19 protein-coding genes and 1 riboswitch are annotated in these 16,438 nt (G+C 72.6%); of the genes, 9 read left to right on the top strand and 10 right to left on the bottom strand.

Going from position 1 to position 16,438, the window contains the following annotated elements:
• Positions 1–66 precede the first annotated feature (66 nt).
• Positions 67–1,287, top strand: coding sequence for a D-alanyl-D-alanine carboxypeptidase family protein (locus ACGFZN_RS29055; protein WP_393861425.1), 1,221 nt, complete (start codon positions 67–69; stop codon positions 1,285–1,287).
• Here the strand turns inward: ACGFZN_RS29055 and ACGFZN_RS29050 are convergent.
• Complete coding sequence (locus tag ACGFZN_RS29050) at positions 1,235–2,158, bottom strand: YihY/virulence factor BrkB family protein (RefSeq protein WP_393861424.1); 924 nt, start codon at positions 2,156–2,158, stop codon at positions 1,235–1,237. The genes ACGFZN_RS29055 and ACGFZN_RS29050 overlap by 53 nt on opposite strands.
• A gap of 149 nt (positions 2,159–2,307) precedes the next feature.
• Between ACGFZN_RS29050 and ACGFZN_RS29045 the strand changes: the two genes are divergently transcribed.
• On the top strand, positions 2,308–3,042 hold the full coding sequence (locus tag ACGFZN_RS29045) for a decaprenylphospho-beta-D-erythro-pentofuranosid-2-ulose 2-reductase (protein WP_393861423.1): 735 nt from the start codon (positions 2,308–2,310) through the stop codon (positions 3,040–3,042).
• Between the two features lie 22 nt (positions 3,043–3,064).
• Here ACGFZN_RS29045 and ACGFZN_RS29040 read toward each other — a convergent pair whose 3' ends face one another.
• The 3 genes from ACGFZN_RS29040 to ACGFZN_RS29030 form a co-directional block, all read right to left on the bottom strand.
• The gene (locus ACGFZN_RS29040) at positions 3,065–3,634 is read right to left on the bottom strand and encodes a 2'-5' RNA ligase family protein (protein ID WP_393861422.1); all 570 of its coding nucleotides are present in this window, start codon (positions 3,632–3,634) and stop codon (positions 3,065–3,067) included.
• A gap of 182 nt (positions 3,635–3,816) precedes the next feature.
• Positions 3,817–4,833, bottom strand: coding sequence for a tryptophan--tRNA ligase (gene trpS / locus ACGFZN_RS29035; protein ID WP_393861421.1), 1,017 nt, complete (start codon positions 4,831–4,833; stop codon positions 3,817–3,819).
• 136 nt (positions 4,834–4,969) lie between these two features.
• Entirely contained in the window at positions 4,970–6,418 is a 1,449-nt protein-coding gene (locus ACGFZN_RS29030) for a glycine hydroxymethyltransferase (RefSeq protein WP_393861420.1), read from the bottom strand.
• A gap of 32 nt (positions 6,419–6,450) precedes the next feature.
• Positions 6,451–6,567: riboswitch (ZMP/ZTP riboswitch) on the bottom strand.
• Between the two features lie 93 nt (positions 6,568–6,660).
• Between ACGFZN_RS29030 and rocD the strand changes: the two genes are divergently transcribed.
• Together rocD and ACGFZN_RS29020 are read left to right on the top strand one after the other, a co-directional pair.
• Positions 6,661–7,866, top strand: coding sequence for an ornithine--oxo-acid transaminase (gene rocD, locus ACGFZN_RS29025; protein WP_393861419.1), 1,206 nt, complete (start codon positions 6,661–6,663; stop codon positions 7,864–7,866).
• A gap of 89 nt (positions 7,867–7,955) precedes the next feature.
• Positions 7,956–8,786 carry a DMT family transporter gene (locus tag ACGFZN_RS29020; protein ID WP_393861451.1) on the top strand — a complete coding sequence of 277 codons (831 nt, stop codon included), beginning with the start codon at positions 7,956–7,958 and terminating at the stop codon, positions 8,784–8,786.
• Positions 8,787–8,817: 31 nt separating this feature from the next.
• Here the strand turns inward: ACGFZN_RS29020 and ACGFZN_RS29015 are convergent, their stop codons facing one another.
• Positions 8,818–10,239: a PLP-dependent aminotransferase family protein gene (locus ACGFZN_RS29015; RefSeq protein ID WP_393861418.1), complete on the bottom strand. Its 1,422-nt coding sequence runs from the start codon at positions 10,237–10,239 to the stop codon at positions 8,818–8,820.
• Positions 10,240–10,285: 46 nt separating this feature from the next.
• Here ACGFZN_RS29015 and ACGFZN_RS29010 point away from each other — a divergent pair, with 46 nt between their 5' ends.
• Positions 10,286–10,786, top strand: coding sequence for a carboxymuconolactone decarboxylase family protein (locus tag ACGFZN_RS29010; RefSeq protein ID WP_393861417.1), 501 nt, complete (start codon positions 10,286–10,288; stop codon positions 10,784–10,786).
• 46 nt (positions 10,787–10,832) lie between these two features.
• Positions 10,833–11,552 carry an isocitrate lyase/phosphoenolpyruvate mutase family protein gene (locus ACGFZN_RS29005; protein ID WP_393861416.1) on the top strand — a complete coding sequence of 240 codons (720 nt, stop codon included), beginning with the start codon at positions 10,833–10,835 and terminating at the stop codon, positions 11,550–11,552.
• On the opposite strand, the gene ACGFZN_RS29000 is transcribed toward ACGFZN_RS29005, so the two are convergent.
• The 3 genes from ACGFZN_RS29000 to ACGFZN_RS28990 all read right to left on the bottom strand — a co-directional run bounded on the left by ACGFZN_RS29000 (position 11,549) and on the right by ACGFZN_RS28990 (position 13,666).
• The gene (locus tag ACGFZN_RS29000) at positions 11,549–12,403 is read right to left on the bottom strand and encodes a chaplin (RefSeq protein ID WP_393861415.1); all 855 of its coding nucleotides are present in this window, start codon (positions 12,401–12,403) and stop codon (positions 11,549–11,551) included. The genes ACGFZN_RS29005 and ACGFZN_RS29000 overlap by 4 nt on opposite strands.
• A gap of 187 nt (positions 12,404–12,590) precedes the next feature.
• The gene (locus tag ACGFZN_RS28995) at positions 12,591–12,869 is read right to left on the bottom strand and encodes a hypothetical protein (RefSeq protein WP_393861414.1); all 279 of its coding nucleotides are present in this window, start codon (positions 12,867–12,869) and stop codon (positions 12,591–12,593) included.
• 83 nt (positions 12,870–12,952) lie between these two features.
• Complete coding sequence (locus tag ACGFZN_RS28990; protein ID WP_393861413.1) at positions 12,953–13,666, bottom strand: hypothetical protein; 714 nt, start codon at positions 13,664–13,666, stop codon at positions 12,953–12,955.
• Positions 13,667–14,134: 468 nt separating this feature from the next.
• Here ACGFZN_RS28990 and ACGFZN_RS28985 point away from each other — a divergent pair, with 468 nt between their 5' ends.
• The 3 genes from ACGFZN_RS28985 (at position 14,135) to ACGFZN_RS28975 (ending at position 15,599) form a co-directional block, all read left to right on the top strand.
• Positions 14,135–14,605 carry a hypothetical protein gene (locus ACGFZN_RS28985; RefSeq protein WP_393861412.1) on the top strand — a complete coding sequence of 157 codons (471 nt, stop codon included), beginning with the start codon at positions 14,135–14,137 and terminating at the stop codon, positions 14,603–14,605.
• A 210-nt stretch (positions 14,606–14,815) separates the two neighbouring features.
• Positions 14,816–15,109, top strand: coding sequence for a hypothetical protein (locus ACGFZN_RS28980; protein WP_393861411.1), 294 nt, complete (start codon positions 14,816–14,818; stop codon positions 15,107–15,109).
• Positions 15,110–15,317: 208 nt separating this feature from the next.
• Entirely contained in the window at positions 15,318–15,599 is a 282-nt protein-coding gene (locus ACGFZN_RS28975; protein ID WP_393861410.1) for a hypothetical protein, read from the top strand.
• Positions 15,600–15,697: 98 nt separating this feature from the next.
• Here ACGFZN_RS28975 and ACGFZN_RS28970 read toward each other — a convergent pair whose 3' ends face one another.
• Positions 15,698–16,042, bottom strand: a complete 345-nt coding sequence (locus tag ACGFZN_RS28970) for a hypothetical protein (RefSeq protein ID WP_393861409.1) — start codon at positions 16,040–16,042, stop codon at positions 15,698–15,700.
• A gap of 119 nt (positions 16,043–16,161) precedes the next feature.
• Complete coding sequence (locus ACGFZN_RS28965) at positions 16,162–16,434, bottom strand: hypothetical protein (RefSeq protein ID WP_393861408.1); 273 nt, start codon at positions 16,432–16,434, stop codon at positions 16,162–16,164.
• Positions 16,435–16,438: the final 4 nt, after the last annotated feature.

Below are 16,438 nucleotides of genomic sequence, written 5' to 3'. Positions count from 1 at the left end.
CGGCTCCGTCTCCGGGATGAGATGCGTCATGGGACGTCACAGCCTGCGAACGGTACGTTTCCGCTCGTGCCCGCACCGAAGAAGACCGGACGGCGATCCCTGCTGATCACCTCGGCCACCCTCCTGTCCCTGTCCGCCACCGCGCCCGCCGCCCTCGCCGCCCCCACCCCGACGTCGACGGCCACACCCCCGGCGCACATGTCGACCGTGGGCGGCGCCCGGCTGGGGCAGCCCGGCACCCAGGTCGATCTGGCGCCGGGCGTTCCGGTGCTGCCCAAGGACATCACCGCCCGTTCCTGGATCGTCACCGACGCCGAGTCCGGCCAGGTGCTCGCCGCGCACAACGCGCACTGGCAGCTGCCGCCGGCGAGCACGCTGAAGATGCTGTTCGCCGACACCCTGCTGCCCCGCTTCCCCAAGAACGAGACGCACAAGGTGACGCCGTCCGACCTCGCGGGCATGGGCGCCGGCTCCAGCGTGGTCGGGATAAAGGAGGGCCACACCTACACCGTCCACGACCTGTGGCTCGGGGTCTTCCTGCGCTCGGGCAACGACGCGGTGCACGTGCTGTCGGCGATGAACGGCAACGTGCGGCAGACCGTCGAGGACATGCAGGCCCACGCCGAGGAGCTGCAGGCCGAGGACACCCACGTGGTCTCGCCGGACGGCTACGACGAGCCCCGCCAGGTGTCCTCGGCGTACGACCTGACGCTGTTCGCCCGGTCCGGGCTGCAGAAGAAGGACTTCCGGGAGTACTGCTCGACCGTGCGCGCCACGTTCGGCGGCCGGGAGATCCGGAACACCAACCGGCTGCTGAGCGGTGACACCGACGTGCCCGTCTACCAGGGCATCGCGGGCGTGAAGAACGGCAACACCACCAACGCGGGCGCCACCTTCACCGGCGTCGCCGAGCGGGGCGGCAAGGTGCTGCTCGTCACGGTGATGCACCCCGACAAGCCGGAGCACAACGAGGTCTACAAGGAGGCGGCCAAGCTGCTCGACTGGGGCTTCAAGGCGGACGGCAAGGTGGACCCGGTGGGCGAGCTGGTGCCGCCGAAGAGCGCCCTGCCGAGCCCGGATCCCAGCGCCTCCGGCGGCAAGTCCCAGGGCGGGGACGGCTCCGGCGCCAGGCCGGTGGCGAGCGCCGGCGCGCAGCCCGGCTCCCGGGGCGTCGGCACCGCCGCGGCCGTCGCGGGCGGGGCGCTGGTGCTGCTGGCCGGCGCGGTGTTCCTGATCAACCGCCGGTGGCCGCTGCCGGACCTGATGCGCCGCCGCCCGCGTCCGTGACGCCGCCCGCCGGCTCCCCGTCCGCGCTCTGCGTGGCCGTCCAGGCGGCGCAGAACAGGACCAGTTTCGCGGTGAAGTTGATCCACAGCAGCAGCGCCACGGGGACGCCGAACGCGCCGTACATGCTCTTCGCTGCGACTCCCTGGATGTAGCCGCTGAGCAGCAGTTTCAGCAGTTCGAAGCCGACCGCCCCGAGGAGGGCGGCCACCAGCAGGCGGCGGCGCGGCGGCTCGGCCCCGGGCAGCAGGGTCAGGACGTAGAGCAGGACGAGGAGGTCGGCGAGGACGGCGACGGCGAACGCGGCGACCTGCAACAGGGCGCTGCCCCAGCCGTACTCGGCCAGGCCCAGGTGCCGGGAGACCAGGCCGACGGCGGCCGAGGCGAACATGGACGCGGCGAGCGTGACCAGCAGCGCCCCGCCGAGGCCGAGCAGGATGCCCGCGTCCTTGGCCTTGGCCACCACCGGGTTCTGCCGCTGGTCGGGCAGCTCCCACACCGCGCGCAGGCAGTCCCGCACCTGGGCGACCCAGTTGACGCCGGTGAACAGCAGCACGGCGCCCGCGATGACGCCGACGGTGCCGGCGTTGTCGACGAGCGAGGTGATGTCCAGCCGGCTGGACAGGACGCCGGGGAACTGCTCGGCGATCTTGTGCTGGACCGTCTTCTGCTGCCCGGGGCCGAGCGTGGCGGCGCTGACCGCGGCGGCCAGGGTCAGCAGCGGGAACAGGGCGATGAAGCTGACGAACGTCATGGCGGCGGCCAGCCGCGTCCACTTCACCCGGTCGAGCCGCTCGTAGCAGTGCCAGGCGTGCGTCCGGGTCAGCCGGGCGACGAGCGGCCCGATGCCGGGGAGTCCCTTCAGCCAGTCCACGATCCGTTCCTGCCCCCGCGTCACGCTCGTATGACATCCCACTAATCACCCGTTGTGTGGAGCGGGCGAATGTTCAGTAACCAATCACCCGTGGCCGGGCGATACGGTCACCGACATGCCAGGAGACACCGCCGTATCAAGGAGCTGACGTGAAGGACGCCCACGGTCTGCCCCGGTCCCTGCTCGTCCTCGGCGGCACGTCCGGGATCGCGCTGGCCACCGCCCGCCGGCTGATCGCCCGCTCCACCCGCACGGTGTGGCTGGCGGGCCGCCCGTCACCGGCCCTGGAAGAGGCCGCCGAGAGCCTGCGGGCGCTCGGCGCCGACACCCGCACCGTCGCCTTCGACGCCCTCGACCCCGCGTCCCACGAGACGGTCCTCGGCAAGGTCTTCGCCGACGGCGACGTCGACCTGGTGCTGCTCGCCTTCGGCGTCCTCGGCGACCAGGCCCACGACGAGCGGGACCCGCTGCGCGCCGTCCACGTCGCCCAGACCAACTACACCGGGGCCGTCTCGGCCGGCCTGGTCGCCGGCCGGGCGCTGCAGACCCAGGGGCACGGCTCCCTCGTGGTCCTGTCCTCCGTCGCAGGCGAGCGGGCCCGCCGCGCCGACTTCATCTACGGCTCCAGCAAGGCCGGCCTCGACGCCTTCGCCCAGGGCCTCGGCGACGCCCTGCACGGCACCGGCGTGCACGTGATGGTCGTACGGCCCGGGCAGGTCCGGGGCGAGGGGCCGCTGTCCACGACACCGGAGGCGGTCGCCACGGCCGTCGAACTCGGCCTGCGCAGACGGTCGGAGACGGTGTGGGTGCCCGGGGTGCTGCGGGTGGTGATGGCGGCGCTGCGGCACACACCGCGGGCGCTGTTCCGGCGGCTGCCCCTGTGACGGGGTGCGGCGCGGGCCCGGTCTACGAGACGGCGCTGCGCAACGGCCCCGGCTGAGAGGGCACGGTGCTCCCCCCGAACGTGTACTCCCGCAGCTTGCGCCACACCCCGTCCGCGCCCTGCTCGTACAGCGCGAACCCGGTGCAGGGCCACTGCGCGTCGAACCCGGCCAGCTCCTCGAAGGCGCGGTCCATGGCCGCCTCGTCGATGCCGTGCGCGACGGTGACATGGGGGTGGTACGGGAACTGCAGCTCGCGCGCCACCGGCCCCGAGGCGTCGCGCACCCGCTGCTGCAGCAGGGTGCACTCCTCGGCGCCCTGGACGACGCGGACGTAGACCACCGGGGACAGCGGCCGGAAGGTGCCCGTGCCCGACAGGCGCATCGGGAACGGCCGGCCGGCCGACGCGACCTCGCTGAGGTGCGCCTCGACGGCGGGCAGGTCCGCCTCGTCGACCTCGGTCGGCGGCAGCAGGGTGACGTGCGTGGGGATGCCGTGAGCCGCGGCGTCGCCGAAGCCCGCGCGCCGCTCCTGGAGCAGGCTGCCGTGAGGCTCCGGGACCGCGATCGACACGCCGATCGTTACGGTCCCCACGTCGTCTCCTGTCGTCGCGTCCGTCGTCTTGTACGGGCCGTCCCGTTCGTCACGTTCGGGCCGTCGGATATCGACTGTACGGCCATGGAAGTCCCGTCGGCAGGCGCAGCGGAAGTGATGTGCAGCGCTCCGCCCACCCGGACATGCGTACGGTCGTGCGCCCCGGCGCCGGATCGTGCGGCTCAGTGCTTCGCCGGCAGGAAACCCACCCGCTCATACGCCTGCGCGAGGGTCTCCGCGGCGACCGCACGGGCCTTCTCCGCGCCCTTGGCCAGGATCGAGTCGAGCGTCTCGGGGTCGTCCAGGTACTGCTGGGTGCGCTCCCGGAACGGCGTCACGAACTCGACCATGATCTCGGCGAGATCGGTCTTGAGGGCGCCGTACATCTTGCCCTCGAACTCCCGCTCCAGCTCGGCGATCGACCGGCCGGTGAGGGTGGAGTAGATGGTGAGCAGGTTCGACACGCCGGGCTTGTTCTCCACGTCGTAGCGGATCACGGTGTCGGTGTCGGTGACGGCGCTCTTGACCTTCTTGGCGGTGGTCTTCGGCTCGTCGAGCAGGTTGATCAGGCCCTTCGGCGTGGACGCCGACTTGCTCATCTTGATCGACGGCTCCTGCAGGTCGTAGATCTTCGCCGTCTCCTTCAGGATGTACGGCGACGGGATCACGAAGGTCTCGCCGAAGCGGCCGTTGAACCGCTCGGCCAGGTCGCGGGTCAGCTCCACGTGCTGGCGCTGGTCCTCGCCGACCGGCACCTCGTTGGCCTGGTACAGCAGGATGTCGGCGACCTGCAGGATCGGGTACGTGAACAGGCCGACGGAGGCGCGCTCGGCGCCCTGCCGGGCCGCCTTGTCCTTGAACTGGGTCATCCGGCTGGCCTCGCCGAAGCCGGTGAGGCAGTTCATGATCCAGGCGAGCTGGGCGTGCTCGGGCACGTGGCTCTGCACGAAGAGGGTGCAGAGCTCCGGGTCCAGGCCGGCGGCCAGCAGCTGGGCGGCGGCGAGCCGGGTGTTGGCCCGCAGCTGAGCGGGGTCCTGGGGAACCGTGATCGCGTGCAGGTCGACGACCATGTAGAACGCGTCGTGGGACTCCTGCAGGGCCACCCACTGGCGGACGGCTCCGAGGTAGTTGCCGAGGTGGAACGAGCCGGCGGTGGGCTGGATACCGGAGAGCACGCGGGGGCGATCAGCAGTGGCCATGGTGCCCATTCTCTCATCGGCTGAGGTGTCATCGGCCCAAGAGGTGGGGGGTGGACCGGGTGCGTCGGGGACTGCGGACCGGTTGTGGCTGGTCGCGCAGTTCCCCGCGCCCCTGGGTTGGCTGGCCCTTACGGAGTTATCGGCCCAGGTCGACTTCCGGGTACAGGGGGAAGCCGGCCACCAGGTCCGTCGCGCGCTGGGCGATCTCCTGGGAGACCTTCTCGTCCAGGACGTGGGCCGCCTTGGAGGGGGCGCCGGACTTGGTGGTGCCGGGCTCGGCGGCCGTCAGGACGCGGTCGATCAGGCCGGCGACCTCGTCCATCTCGGCGGTGCCGAGACCCCGGGTGGTCAGCGCCGGGGTGCCGATGCGGATGCCGGAGGTGTACCAGGCGCCGTTGGGGTCGGCCGGGATGGCGTTGCGGTTGGTGACGATGCCCGAGTCGAGCAGGGCCTGCTCGGCCTGGCGGCCGGTGAGGCCGTAGGACGTGGCGACGTCGATCAGGTTGAGGTGGTTGTCGGTGCCGCCGGTCACCAGGGTGGCGCCGCGCCGCATCAGGCCCTCGGCGAGCGCGCGGGAGTTGTCGACGATGCGCTGGGCGTAGTCCTGGAACGCGGGCTGCCGGGCCTCGGCCAGGGCGACCGCCTTCGCGGCCATGACGTGCGGCAGCGGGCCGCCGAGGACCATCGGGCAGCCGCGGTCCACCTGGTCCTTCAGGGAGTCGTCGCACAGCACCATGCCGCCGCGCGGGCCGCGCAGCGACTTGTGCGTGGTGGTGGTGACGATCTGGGCGTGCGGGACCGGGTCGAAGTCGCCGGTGAGCACCTTGCCCGCGACCAGGCCGGCGAAGTGGGCCATGTCGACCATGAGCGTGGCGCCGACCTCGTCGGCGATCTCCCGCATGATCCGGAAGTTCACCAGACGGGGGTAGGCCGAGTAGCCCGCCACGATGATCAGCGGCTTGAACTCGCGGGCCTGGGCGCGCAGGGCGTCGTAGTCGATGAGGCCCGTGGCCGGGTCGGTGCCGTAGGAGCGCTGGTCGAACATCTTGCCGGAGATGTTCGGGCGGAAGCCGTGGGTGAGGTGGCCTCCGGCGTCCAGGGACATGCCGAGCATGCGCTGGTTGCCGAAGGCCTGGCGCAGCTCGGCCCAGTCGGCCTCGGACAGGTCGTTGACCTGGCGGACGCCGGTCTTCTGAAGGAAGGGCGCCTCGACCCGGTCGGCGAGGACGGCCCAGAAGGCGACCAGGTTGGCGTCGATGCCGGAGTGCGGCTGGACGTAGGCGTGCCGGGCGCCGAACAGTTCGCGGGCGTGCTCGGCGGCCAGGGCCTCGACCGTGTCGACGTTGCGGCAGCCGGCGTAGAAGCGGCGGCCGACCGTGCCCTCGGCGTACTTGTCGCTGAACCAGTTGCCCATGGCCAGCAGGGTGGCCGGGGAGGCGTAGTTCTCCGAGGCGATCAGCTTGAGCATCGCGCGCTGGTCGGTGACCTCCTGGCCGATGGCGTCGGCGACGCGCGGCTCGACAGCGCGGACGACGTCGAGGGCGGCGCGGAAGGCGGTGGACTCGGTGGACAGGGGCTCTGGCATGAGGACCTCCGGACGGATTGCGTACAGCGTTCACGTTCGGCCCAGGCGCACGGCACTGTTTCCCGCCAGGCCGCTCCCCGATGGTCCGTCCCATCCAGGGACCTTGCCCTCAGACGGCAAGGTCCAGCGCGCCAGTCACGGCCCGCTGATCAGCCTACCGGGCGGGGCGCGCGGCCAGGTTCCGCGGTCCACCATGCGAGCGACGGTAGGAAGGAGATCCCCCCTCGTCCCCGGAGGCCGCCGTGACCGCTGCGGAAGACCTGATCGCCGCCGCCGACGCGCACAGCGCGCACACCTACCGTCCCCTGCCGGTCGTCGTCGCCACCGCCGAGGGCGCCTGGATGACGGACGTGACGGGCCGCCGCTATCTCGATCTGCTGGCCGGCTACTCGGCGCTGAACTTCGGGCACCGCCACCCGCGGCTGGTGCAGGCGGCCCGGGCCCAGCTGGAGCGGGTGACGCTGACCTCCCGCGCCTTCCACCACGACCGGTTCGCCGCGTTCTGCGCACAGCTGGCCGAGCTGTGCGGCATGGAGATGGTGCTGCCGATGAACACCGGCGCCGAGGCGGTGGAGACCGCGGTGAAGACGGCCCGGAAGTGGGGCTACCGGGTGAAGGGGGTGCCCGCGGAGATGGCGAAGATCGTGGTCGCGGGCGGCAACTTCCACGGGCGTACGACGACGATCATCAGCTTCTCCACCGATCCGGAGGCCCGCGCGGACTTCGGGCCCTACACGCCGGGGTTCGAGATCGTGCCGTACGGCGATCTGACGGCGATGCGGGCGGCGATGACGGAGAACACGGTCGCGGTGCTGCTGGAGCCGGTGCAGGGCGAGAACGGGGTGATCGTGCCGCCGGCCGGCTACCTCCCCGCCGTGCGGGAGCTGACCCGCGAGCGGAACGTGCTGTTCGTCGCCGACGAGATCCAGTCGGGCCTCGGCCGGACCGGGCGGACCTTCGCCTGTGAGCACGAGGGCGTGACGCCGGACGTGTACGTGCTCGGCAAGGCGCTGGGCGGCGGGATCGTGCCGGTGTCGGCGGTGGTGTCGAGCGCGCGGGTGCTCGGGGTGTTCCGGCCGGACGAGCACGGGTCGACGTTCGGCGGCAACCCGCTGGCCTGCGCGGTGGCGCTGGAGGTGATCGCGATGCTGCGCACCGGCGAGTTCCAGGCCCGGGCGGCGGAGCTGGGCGAGCGGATGCACCGGGCGCTCGCGGCGCTGCCGGGCACGGGCACGGTGACGGCGGTGCGCGGGCGCGGGCTGTGGGCGGGCGTGGACATCGCGCCGGGGGTGGGTACGGCACGGCAGGTGGCGGAGCGGCTGATGGAGCGCGGGGTGCTGGCGAAGGACACCCACCGCACCACCCTGCGGCTCGCCCCGCCGCTGGTCGTCTCCGAGGCGGACCTGGACTGGGGTCTCGACCAGCTGCGGACGGTGCTGACCGGCTGAGCGGCGCGGCCCGTGAGAACGGTAAGAGCACCGGCCGCGGCGGCCGGCCGGGCCTGCGCTCACCTAGAGTCACTGTCGTGCTCCTCGGAATGGTGTGCGCCCTCGGCGCGGCGGTCTGCTTCGGCACCGCGACGGTGTTGCAGGCGGTGGCCGCGCGGCAGGCCGGTGGCGGTGGGGGCGGCGAGGCGGCCCTGCTGCTGCGGGCGCTGCGGCAGTGGCGGTACATCGCCGGGCTGGCGCTGGACGGGCTGGGCTTCCTGTTCCAGATCGCGGCGCTGCGGTCCCTGCCGATCTACGCGGTCGGCGCGGCCCTCGCGTCCAGCCTGGCGGTGACGGCGGTGGCGGCCGCCCGTCTGCTGCGGGTCCGGCTGAGCGGCACGGAGTGGGGCGCGGTGGCCGTGGTGTGCGCGGGGCTGGCGATGCTGGGGCTGGCGTCCGGACCGGAGGGCGGTGAGGGCGGCTCGGACCCGCTGCGGTACGCGATGCTGGCCGTGGCGGCCGGGATGCTGCTGCTGGCCCTCGCGGGCGGGCGGCTGTCGGGGCCGGCGCGGTCGCTGCTGCTCGGGCTCGGCGCCGGTTTCGGGTTCGGGGTGGTGGAGGTGTCGGTCCGGCTGATCGGCAGCCTGGCGCCGGCGGACCTGGTGACCAACCCGGCGGCCTACGCGCTGCTCGTCGGGGGCGGCGCCGCGTTCGTGCTGCTGACGTCGGCCCTGCAACGGGGCTCGGTGACCACCGCTACCGCCGGGATGGTGATCGGGGAGACGATCGGGCCCGCCGCGGTGGGCGTGGTGTGGCTCGGAGACCGCACCCGGGAGGGGCTGGCCTGGCTGGCGGTGCTGGGATTCGCGGTGGCCGTCGCGGGGGCGCTGGCGCTGGCGCGCTTCGGCGAGGCGCCGGTGGCGGCCGCCGAGGAGGGCTGAGGCGGCGCCCTCTTCTCCCCCCTGCCTGCTGCTACGGCAGCACCCGGCACAGCGCGTCCAGGGCGCCCGCCCAGGCGCTGTCCGGCGGGGTGCCGTACCCCACGACGAGGGCGTCCAGCGGCTCGGCGACGGCCTCGGGGTGGCGGTGGAAGGACAGGCCGTGCAGGGCCAGGCCCTGCCAGGTCGCGGCCTGGACCACCGACTGCTCCATGCCCGCCGGCAGGCGCAGCACCGCGTGCAGGCCCGCGGCGATGCCGGTGACCGTAACTTCGGGGGCGCGGGCGCGGACGGCGGCGGCGAGGGCGTCGCGGCGGCGCCGGTAGCGCAGCCGGGCGGAGCGGACGTGGCGGTCGTACGCGCCGGAGGTGATGAACTCGGCGAGCGTGAGCTGTTCGAGGACGCCCACGGTGTCGGCGGCGCCCTTGGCCGCGGCCGTCTCCTCGGCGAGGGACGGCGGGACGACCATCCAGCCCAGGCGGAGTCCGGGGGCCAGGGACTTGCTCGTGGTGCCGAAGTAGAGCACCCGGTCGGGGTCGAGGCCCTGGACGGCGCCGACGGGCTGGCGGTCGTAGCGGAACTCGCCGTCGTAGTCGTCCTCCAGGATCAGGCCGCCGGTGCGCCGCGCCCAGTCGATCACGGCGGCCCGCCGCTCGTGATGCAGGGGCGTGCCCATGGGGAACTGGTGCGCGGGGGTCAGCAGCACAGCCCCGGCGTCGCCCGGCTGCCGCGGGTCGGTGCCCAGCGCGTCGTAGGGCAGCGCGGGGGTGGCGAGCCCGGCCCGCTGGAGCACGCCCCAGTACGCGTCGAGGCCGTACGACTCGACCGCCACCGTGCGCACGCCGCGCGAGCGCAGCAGCGCGCCGGTGATCCGCAGGGCGTGCGCGAACCCGGAGGTGATCAGCACGCGGTCCGGGTCGGTGCGCACGCCGCGCACCCGCGCGAGATAGCCGGCGAGGGCGGCGCGCAGTTCGGGGCGGCCGCGGGGGTCGCCGTAGCCGAGGACGTCGTACGGGGCGCCGGCGAGGGCGCGGCGGGCGGCCCTGAGCCACTCGGTGCGCGGGAACGCGGCGAGGTCGGGGGTGCCGGGGACGAGGCTGTACCGGGGGCGGGCCGGCGCCGGGCGGTGGGCGGCCGGACCGCTGCCGTCCGCGCCCCGGGCGCTCGCGGGGGCCGGCGCCGCCGCGGCGGCCCGCTCCGCCACCCGGGTGCCGGAGCCCTGCCGGGCGGTGAGCCAGCCCTCGGCGACCAGGTCCGCGTAGGCCTCGGCGACGGTGTTGCGGGCGATGCCGAGGTCGGCGGCGAGGGTGCGGGAGGAGGGCAGCCGGGTGCCGGGGGCCAGCCGGCCGGTGCGTACGGCCTCCCGCAGCGCGTCGGTCAGGCCCCGGCGCAGGCCGCCGGAGCCGGCCGGTTCCAGATGCAGGTCGACGCCCAGAGTGGCCCATGATTCCGCCATGGAAATGGACCATACTCCTGGGCTGCCTCGCTCCTAGGGTCGAGGCATGACCACTGCACAGGAGAACACCGAGTACGCCGCCGAGCAGGCCCCGCGCCTCGCCTGGACCAAGCACGCCCCCGAGGTCTACAAGGCGATGGTCCGCCTGGACGCCGCGGCGAGGCAGGGGCTGGACCCGAAGCTGTACGAACTGGTCAAGATCCGCGCCTCGCAGCTCAACCACTGCGCCTTCTGCCTCGACATGCACACCAAGGACGCGCTCGCGGCCGGGGAGAGCGTGGAGCGGATCGTGCAGCTCAGCGCGTGGGAGGAGTCGCGGCACTTCTACACAGAGAAGGAGCTGGCGGCGATCGAGCTGACCGAGGCGATCACCGTGCTGACCGACGGCTTCGTCCCGGACGAGGTGTACGAGACGGCCGCCAAGCACTTCGGGGAGGCCGAGCTGGCCCAGCTGATCGCCTCGATCACGGTGATCAACGCCTGGAACCGGTTCGGTGTGGCCACCCGGATGACCCCGGGCCACTACCAGCCCGGGCAGCGCGGGTGAGCCCGACCCGGCCGGCTCGCCGCCGCGTCCCGCGAGGGGGCCGGCCGTGAGCAAGGTGGACACGTTCCGCGCGCTGCACCGCAACCGCCCCCAGGGCGACCCGCTGGTCCTGCCGGGCCCCTGGGACGCGGCCAGTGCGCGGATCTTCGCCGAGGCCGGGTTCCCGGCGCTGGCCACGCCCAGCGCCGGGGTGGCCGCCGCGCTCGGGTACGCGGACGGGGGCACGCCCGCCGACGAGATGTTCGCCGCGGTCGCCCGGATCGCGCGGGCGGTCGAGGTTCCGGTGTCGGCGGACGTCGAGGGCGGGTACGGACTCGCACCGAAGGAGCTGGTGGAGCGGCTGCTGGAGGCGGGGGCCGTCGGCTGCAACCTCGAGGACTCCGCCGGGGGTGTCCTCAAGGACCCGCACGAGCATGCCGAGTACCTCGCCGAGGTCCGCTCGGCCGCCGCCGACCGGCTGTTCGTCAACGCCCGCGTCGACACCTTCGCGCTCGGCGACAAGGATCCCGAAAAGGCCGTCGAGCGGGCCGCGTTGTACGTCGCGGCGGGCGCGGACTGCGTCTATCCGATCCTCGCCCCCACCGGTGTGCTGCCCCTGCTGCGGGCCGGGATCCAGGGCCCGCTGAACATGCTGGCCCGCCTGGACGGCGAGGGCCCCTCGCCCGCCGGTCTCGGCGAACTCGGGGCCACTCGCGTCACGTTCGGCCCGGGGCTGCAGCGGCGCGCCGCCGCGGCCCTGCGGGACATCGCCGCCGGACTCCGCTAGGCGGTCGGGCGGAAGCGGCGGTAGAGGACCGCTCCGGCCGTCACGAACGCCAGGCTCACCCCGGCCGGCACCCAGGGGCTGGTTCCGGTGTGGGCCAGCGTGGCCGTCGACGGCGTGACGACGGTGGTGGAGCGGGCCGGCCGCGGGTGGGCCTTGGCCGGGGTGTGCGGCCGGTGGGTCCGCGGGGTGGACCGGACGGGCTGGTCGCTGTCGTCCGAGCCGTTGACGGACTCGTTGCCGAAGACGGGGTTGAGGGCGCTCACCACGTCGACGGTGTTGCCGCTGAGGTTCAGCGGCAGATCGAAGGGCAGTCCGAGGCCGTTGCCGGAGATGAGGCCCGGCGAGTCATGGGCGACGCCGACGGCCTCGGCGCCGCCCGACGTCATGGAGCCCGGCGTCCCCGAACCCGCCCGGTGCCCACCGCTCTTGTGCCCGCCGCCCTTGTGCTGGCCGGTCACGTGCCAGCCGGTCTCGTGCCAGCCGGTCTCGTGCCGGCCGGTCTCGTGGGAGCCGGTCTCGTGGGAGCCGGTCCGGTGCGAGCCCGACGGGTGCGACGCGGTGGAGCCCGCCGTCCCGGACGTGGCGGAGCCCGCCTTCCCCGTGCTCGCGTGACCGGTGTTGGCGCAGCGGTTGCCCATCGCGGGGTTGAGCAGCCCGACGACGTCCACGGTGTTCCCGCACACGTTCACCGGCACGTTCACCGGCGCCTGCACGTTGTTGCCGGAGAGCACGCCGGGCGAGCCGTTCGCGGCGCCGTCCGCGGCGGAGTCGGCGTGCGCCGTTCCCGCGACTGCCATCGCCCCGGAGGCGACGGCGATGGCGATCACACTGTTCCGGGTGACCCTTTTCATGGGTTCCTGCCCTTTCAGACGCGTAGCGGGCACTCACCCGCGCCCGGTGAAACGCAAACGAAGAGAAAAAAGTGGTGGTTTTTCAGCCTTTTGCCCGTGACGGGCTGGTGGGCCGATGCGTCGCCGGCTCACGGGCCCCCGAGAGGAGACTGCTTCCTCCCGGGGGCCCGTGAGCCGCTTGCGTCGCTCAGAAGGCCTGGTTGTTGCAGCCCATGTCGGAGCCGAGGTGGCTCTGCTGGGCGCCCGGGTTGCCCTCGCCGTTCAGCAGGTTGCCCGCCAGGCCGGTGAGGGCGCCGACGCTGCCGAGCACCTCGATGTTCATGTCGTGCGAGCGGCATTCGGTGCCCTGCGTGACGTCGATGTCGTGGCCGGGCTCGCCGTGTGCGAAGGCGGTGGTGCCACCGAGGGAGCAGACGCTGCCGATGACGGCGGCGCCCACGAGGACTGCCTTCTGGAAGGTGCGCATGGATACTCCGTTGATATGAGCGATCGTGATACGGGCGATCGGACTGCGGGCGATCGGACTGCGGGTCGAGGACGGACGAGGCGTCAGCCGAGCCGGGGAAGACCGAGCTGGCCGACGGGCGGCGCCGCGACCTGGCCGAGGCCGACCGGCGCCAGCGACGGCACGCTCGGCGGCCCGAGCATCGGGTTGACGAGCGGGTTCACCTGCGGGTTCAGCTGGGGGTTGACCTGCGGCGTGACACGCATCGGCGCATCCGGGGTGAAGCCCTGGGGCATGGCCACCTGCGGGGCGACCTGAGGCATCACCTGAGGCACGACCTGCGCCGGAGCGGGCTGCGGCGCGTACTGCGGCGGTGCGTACTGCGGCGGTGCGTACTGCGGCGGTGCGTACTGCGGTGGCGGCGGGGCCTGCTGCGGGTAGGGCTGGGCGGTGGCCTGGGCCAAGCCCTGCGACGACGCGGAGGCGGCGGCGTACCCGGTCTGCTGCTGCGGGTACTGGGGCTGCGGAGCAGGCTGCGGCTGGTACTGGGGCGGCGGCGCGTACTGCGGCTGGTACTGCGGCTGCGGCGCCGCGGGCACGGTGGCCTGTGCGGAGCCCTGCGTGGTGCCGGCGGCGTAACCGGCCTGCTGGGGTGCGGGTGCCGGGGGTGCGGCCTGGGGAGCCGGCTGATCCGGAGCCGGCGCCGGAGCTGCACCGCCATATCCGACGGGAGCGTCGGCATGGCTGACGCCGGCGCCGATGGCGGACAGACCACTGGCCGCTGCCAGAACGAGCGCGGCCTTGTGAAGCTTGCGCATGAAACCCTCGGCCCTTCGGTACCTGAATAGGGGAATCCCGTTGCTTTCAATGCGGTCGCGCGTGCGGTCGGTGCGTTGATCGCACTGCACTTCCAGCAGCCGAACTCCTGGAGCGGCACGCGGACTTCGCATCGGATCCGACAGCGATTCGCCATGGCCCCCGATTCAGGTCCGCAGCCGCTGTCCTCTCCGCGTTGGAACGAGCATCGCCCGGCCGCGGTCACGGCCGCCGTCACGCCCGTCACCCGTTTGCCGCGCACGGCGGCATGGCAGCGGGCATTCTCCTTTGCGGCAAACGGGTGACCACGGCGCGGTGTCCGTATCCGGTCTCAGGCGCGCGTCGTTCGCCACAGGGCGAGAACGATGGTCCGTCGCACCGCTCAGGGCAGCAGCAAAAAGCCGGTAGCGCCGCCTCGTTGGTCGTTTCATCAGATTCCGTGCACAGGTCAATGAAGGGCCGAGGATTCCATGCGCAAGCTCCATCAGGTCGCGCTCATCGTCGCAGCAGCCGGCGGTCTGTCCGCCGTCGGCGCCGGCCCAAGCTCCGCCGCCCCCGCCTATCCCGGCGCCGCGCCGACTCCGGTGTCGCAGCCCGACGCGCAGGCCGCCTCCGCCACCAGCGCGCAGGCGACCGCGCAGACGTACGGCACCCCGCAGCAGACCTCCCCGCAGCGGGGCACCGAGGTCGCCCCGCAGCTCAACCCGCAGCTGAACCCGCAGATCAGCCCCCAGATCACCTCGCCCGCCCCGCAGGTGAACCAGGGCGGACCGGTGCAGCAGTCCAACGTGTTCCGGCCGTACCAGGAGTGCAGCCCGCAGAACCTGCTGGACGCGAACATCCCGGTCGCCGTCCTCGCGGCCGCGCAGACGCGGGGCGTCGACTGCACGCAGGCCAACAGCCAGTCGAACGCGCTCGCCAGCGCCCAGCGGCAGGGCTGAAACTCGCCAACAGCTCCTGGAGTACGGGCCTTTCGGATTTCACCGCCGACGGGCCCGTTCTCATGTGACGGGACTGCGGCTTTCGGGTGTTTCTGACGATCCATCAAACCAGCGGGCGCGTCGCTGCCGGTTATGCCATATTTCCTACTAATCTCCGGCACTGTAAAAGTCGATCTCCACAGATCGCACCCCCACACTCACGGAGAAGACATGCGCAAGCTTCGCAACGTTGCCGTCCTGGTCGCCGCGCTCAGCAGCATCGGCCTCGTCAGCGGCACCGCCTACGCGGGCGGTCAGGGCGACGGCAAGGGCGGGGACCACGGCGACCGGTTCAACATCACGCAGAGCTCCCACTGCAAGTCGCACGACCTGAACCTCGACGTGCTGGGCGAGGTCGGCCTGCTCAACGGCCTGCTGGGCAGCGCCGTGAACGGCGAGGGCAACCCGGGCGCCCAGGCCACCAACCTCGGCTCGACCATGGGCTGCAACAACAGCGCCTTCTGAACCGCGGCCGGACAGTGAACTGGTCCCGGCACCGGGCCGGCAGGCCGGGTGCCGGGACCATTCGTGTGCGCCGACTGGTCTCCCCGGCGGGAAATGCACTCGCGTTCGGCGCGTCGCCCGCCCCGTTGGACAAATTTCGTATCAGCCTTTATGGCACAGATAGCGATCTCTCAGAATCGCATCCCCCCTTCATTCCATCGGAGATCACATGCGTAAGCTCCGCACCACCGCTGTCCTTCTCGCCGCGTTCGGAAGCCTCGGCCTCCTGGGCGCCGGCACCGCCCACGCCGGCCAGGGCGGGGGCAAGGGCGACGAATTCCAGATCTCGCAGAGCAGCACCTGCCGTTCGCACGACGGGAACGTCGACATCCTCGGTGAGGTCGGCATTCTGAACGGCCTGGGCGGCAACCTGCTGAACGGCGAGGGCAACTCGGGCGCCCAGCAGTCCTCCCTGGGCTCCACGATGGGCTGCAACAACTCGTTCAAGTAGGCGAGAAACAAAATCCCCGGTATTTCCGGCCTCGGCCGGGAATACCGGGGATTTTTGTGTGTGTACCGCGTCGTCGTGGGAGACGCGCGGCACGGCGCTCAGAGCTCGATGTGCGGCCTCTTGAAGCCCTTGGGCAGCTTTGCCGTGTTGGAGCAGTCCACGACCTCTCCCACGCGATCCGAACCGCCTTCCGTCAGCCGGTCGTCGGGGAGCACCAGCCGCGGGCGGTCCGAAGTCGAGCAGTCCTGCGCCTGCTTGAGGATGTGCGCGCCGTTGCCGTCGGTGCGGGTCTCGCTCTTGTGCACGCAGACGGTGCCGCCCTGCGCCGTGGTCCTGCAGTCGCCCGGGGAGCCGTCGGCGTAGGCGTGCCCGGCGCCGACGCAGAGCGCGGCGAGGCCGCCGGCGAGCGCGGAGACGGTGGCGATCTTCCGTGAAGTGAACATGGGGTGTCCCTCTCTGGACGTGCCGCGGCCGGCCTGGCCGCGGCTGGACATGCCGCAGCCCGGACGCGCACACCGAGCGGTGCCGACGCGCGTCCGGGCTGCTGTGGCCTCAGTGGCCCTTACTCGTCGCCCTGGTGCTGGTCGTAGCCACCCTGGTCGCCACCCTGCTCGGGCCCGTGGTCGCCCTGCTCCTGCGGCTCGCCCTGCGCCTTGTCCTGCGGCACGGTGTAGTAACCGCCACCGACGGCCACGGCGTTGGCCGACGAGTTGGCGACAGCGGTGATCTGCGGAGGCGCGTCCTCGCCGCCGGCGGCGGAGCTGACCCCGGCGCCGAAGAAGGAGAGCCCGGCGACGGCAGCCGCTACGAGTGCGACGCGCTGAAACTTACGCATGGAA

The sequence above is a fragment of the Streptomyces sp. NPDC048192 genome, from assembly GCF_043202415.1.
In the GTDB taxonomy this organism is placed as follows: domain Bacteria; phylum Actinomycetota; class Actinomycetes; order Streptomycetales; family Streptomycetaceae; genus Streptomyces.
This window is presented reverse-complemented; position numbering and strand designations above follow the sequence as displayed.

Coding starts and splice junctions, on each gene's coding strand:
- trpS (WP_393861421.1), bottom strand. CDS start 4,833: ATGGCCACTGCTGATCGCCCCCGCGTGCTCTCCGGTATCCAGCCCACC.
- ACGFZN_RS29030 (WP_393861420.1), bottom strand. CDS start 6,418: ATGCCAGAGCCCCTGTCCACCGAGTCCACCGCCTTCCGCGCCGCCCTC.
- ACGFZN_RS29020 (WP_393861451.1), top strand. CDS start 7,956: ATGGTGTGCGCCCTCGGCGCGGCGGTCTGCTTCGGCACCGCGACGGTG.
- ACGFZN_RS29015 (WP_393861418.1), bottom strand. CDS start 10,239: ATGGCGGAATCATGGGCCACTCTGGGCGTCGACCTGCATCTGGAACCG.
- ACGFZN_RS29010 (WP_393861417.1), top strand. CDS start 10,286: ATGACCACTGCACAGGAGAACACCGAGTACGCCGCCGAGCAGGCCCCG.
- ACGFZN_RS29000 (WP_393861415.1), bottom strand. CDS start 12,403: ATGAAAAGGGTCACCCGGAACAGTGTGATCGCCATCGCCGTCGCCTCC.
- ACGFZN_RS28995 (WP_393861414.1), bottom strand. CDS start 12,869: ATGCGCACCTTCCAGAAGGCAGTCCTCGTGGGCGCCGCCGTCATCGGC.
- ACGFZN_RS28990 (WP_393861413.1), bottom strand. CDS start 13,666: ATGCGCAAGCTTCACAAGGCCGCGCTCGTTCTGGCAGCGGCCAGTGGT.
- ACGFZN_RS28985 (WP_393861412.1), top strand. CDS start 14,135: ATGCGCAAGCTCCATCAGGTCGCGCTCATCGTCGCAGCAGCCGGCGGT.
- ACGFZN_RS28980 (WP_393861411.1), top strand. CDS start 14,816: ATGCGCAAGCTTCGCAACGTTGCCGTCCTGGTCGCCGCGCTCAGCAGC.
- ACGFZN_RS28975 (WP_393861410.1), top strand. CDS start 15,318: ATGCGTAAGCTCCGCACCACCGCTGTCCTTCTCGCCGCGTTCGGAAGC.
- ACGFZN_RS28970 (WP_393861409.1), bottom strand. CDS start 16,042: ATGTTCACTTCACGGAAGATCGCCACCGTCTCCGCGCTCGCCGGCGGC.
- ACGFZN_RS28965 (WP_393861408.1), bottom strand. CDS start 16,434: ATGCGTAAGTTTCAGCGCGTCGCACTCGTAGCGGCTGCCGTCGCCGGG.